Raw genomic sequence first — 2,158 nt, forward strand, 5'->3', positions numbered from 1 at the left:
GCCGCCGCCGTCCGCCACCTGGACGGCGCGCTTTCCGCGCATCGCGGCCCGGGAGGGGCGGAACGGCTGACCCTGGGCGATTACACCCACCGGGATTTCTCGGAATTCTCCCCCCCCGACCTGCGGCGGATGGCCTCCGGGGAGGAGGAAACGGTATTCACGGGGTATTTCCGGGAGCTCCTGCCGGGGATCGTGGAGATGCGCCCCCGGAACGTCGCGATCTCGATCCACTACCGTCACCAGGTTCTGCCCGCTTTCGAGCTGGCGGGAATGCTGAGGCGCCGCCTTCCCGGGGCGAGGATCCTGGGCGGCGGGGGGATGCTCACTTCCTGGAGGAAACCGCTGCGAAGGGAGGGGCTGCGCTTTTCCCCCTTCCACGCGATCGGCTTCGGGCCGGGGGAGGAGGCGCTGGCAGCCGTCGTCGCGGAGGGAATCAAGAGCGGGGACGGATTTCTCGAGGGAGGGGTGGAGGCCGAGTTCCTTCCGGACTACCGGTTCGCTTCCCTGCCGCAATACCTGTCCCCGGAGCCGGTGCTTCCCGTCGCGTCGTCCCGCGGCTGCTATTGGGGGAAGTGCGCCTGGTGCCCCGAGGCGGTGGCTCCGACCCATGCCTTCCGGGGGGCAGACCCCGCGTCGGTCCCCGCGCTCCTGCGGGAGCTGTCGCTGCGCTACGGCGTCTCCCGGTTCCATCTCACCGACAACGCGATTCCCCCTGCGGTCCTCCGGTCGATGGCGGAGCGGAAAGAGCTGTTGAGGGGGATCTCCTGGCACGGGTTCGCGCGGTTCGGCCGGGAGCTGCTCGATCCCGGGTTCGTCGCGGAGCTGGCGGCCGCGGGCTGCTCGATGCTCCAACTGGGGCTGGAGAGCGCCTCGCAGGATCTCCTCGACCGGATGGGGAAGGGGACCCGCGTCGAGGAGGCGTCGGCGATCCTTTCGAACCTTTCGCGGGCGGGGATCTCCTCCTACGTCTACGTGATGCTCGGGATCCCGGGGGAGACGCGCGAAGACGCGAAGCGGACCCTGTCGTTCCTCGCGGAGCGTGTCGACCGGATCGGGTTCCTGAACCTGGCGATCCTGAACCTGCCGCGCGATGCGGCGTGGGCCGGGACGCCGGGGAGCGGAGAGCCGGAAGGTCCGCCTTTCCCCGGAAAGGGGGAATCGCTGGGGCTGTACCGGTCGGTGCCGGCGAGCGGAGGGTGGGGGAGGGAGCAGGCGCGCCGCTTCCTCGGGAAGGAGCTCCTCGGCAACGCCTCGATCCGCGCGATCGCGGGGCGGACACCGCCCCGGTTCACATCGAACCACGCCGTTTTCTTTCCTCCCGGGCGGGCGGGGCATGCCGGGGGGGCGTGACGCCGCGGCGTCAGAAGACGAGGCGCGCCCGGATCGTGTGGGGGATCTTCCCGAGAAGGCCGAGGATCGAGCGGTCGCACCCTTCCCCGACGTCGATCACCGCGTACCCGAGGTGCCCCCGGGTCTGCAGATGCTGCCCGACGATGTTGACGCCTTGCTGCGCGAAAAGGTCGTTGATCTTCGCCATCATGCCGGGGATGTTTTCGTGGAGGTGGGCGAACCGGTGCATCTCGCGCGTCGGCGACGCCTGGAGGACCGGGAAGTTGACGCTGGAGGACGTGGCGCCGGAATCGAGAAACCGCAGGATGCGCGCCGCGACGAAGACCCCGATGTTCTGCTGCGCCTCCTCCGTGGAGCCGCCGATGTGGGGCGTGAGGATCACGTTCCGTATCCCCTGCAGCGGTGAGACGAACGGCTCCTTGTTGCTGCGCGGCTCCTCCGGGAAGACGTCGACCGCCGCCCCCCGGACCTTCCCTTTCCGCAGGTTCCTCGCCAGCGCCTCGACGTCCACCACGTAGCCGCGGCTCAAATTCAGGAAGACGACGCCGTCCTTCATCGCGGCGAATTCCCGGTCGCCGATGAAATCCCGGTTGGAGCCCCTTCCGTCGACGTGGATCGATACGATGTCCGCGATTCGCAGCAACTCCTCGAGCGGGACCTTCTTCGCGTTCCCCAGGGAGAGCTTCTCGGCGATGTCGTGGTAGTACACCCGCATTCCCAGCGCTTCGGCCAGGATGGAGAGCTGCGAACCGATGCTGCCGTACCCGATGATCCCGAGCTTCTTCCCCCGGATCTCGTGCGACCCTTC

Annotated in this window: 2 protein-coding genes; one reads left to right on the forward strand and one right to left on the reverse strand. The window is 68.7% G+C overall.

Going from position 1 to position 2,158, the window contains the following annotated elements:
* A partial coding sequence (locus AB1346_01790) for a radical SAM protein (GenBank protein ID MEW6719163.1) occupies positions 1-1,350 on the forward strand: 1,350 nt, incomplete at its 5' end.
* Positions 1,351-1,360: 10 nt separating this feature from the next.
* Here the strand turns inward: AB1346_01790 and AB1346_01795 are convergent.
* A partial coding sequence (locus tag AB1346_01795) for an NAD(P)-dependent oxidoreductase (protein MEW6719164.1) occupies positions 1,361-2,158 on the reverse strand: 798 nt, incomplete at its 5' end.

The organism is Thermodesulfobacteriota bacterium (assembly GCA_040758155.1).
In the GTDB taxonomy this organism is placed as follows: Bacteria; Desulfobacterota; Deferrimicrobia; order Deferrimicrobiales; family Deferrimicrobiaceae; genus UBA2219.